At 59.0% G+C, this 324-nt stretch carries 1 rRNA gene; it reads right to left on the bottom strand.

Going from position 1 to position 324, the window contains the following annotated elements:
- A 23S ribosomal RNA gene (locus L942_RS10160) occupies nt 1-324 on the bottom strand; the annotation flags it as partial.

Raw genomic sequence — 324 nt, 5'->3', positions numbered from 1 at the left:
GGCAGATTCACAGCAAATTCCACGAGCTCGCTGCTACTCGGGAACACCACCAAGACCTACGACAACAGCTTTCGCGTACGGGGCTCTCACCCGCTCCGGCCGCCCGTCCCAAGGCGTTCCGCTAACCATCGCGTACATCCGGAGAAATGTCAGTCTCTCCAAGGTGGGTCCCACGACCCCGCCCGCACAACGCCTGACAGCTTGACATGCAAACGGTTTAGCCTCTTCCGCTTTCGCTCGCCACTACTCACGGAATCACGGTTGTTTTCTCTTCCTGCGGGTACTGAGATGTTTCACTTCCCCGCGTTCCCTCCACACCGGCTA

It is taken from the genome of Amycolatopsis orientalis DSM 43388, from assembly GCF_000411975.1.
In the GTDB taxonomy this organism is placed as follows: domain Bacteria; phylum Actinomycetota; class Actinomycetes; order Mycobacteriales; family Pseudonocardiaceae; genus Amycolatopsis; species Amycolatopsis orientalis_D.
This window is presented reverse-complemented; position numbering and strand designations above follow the sequence as displayed.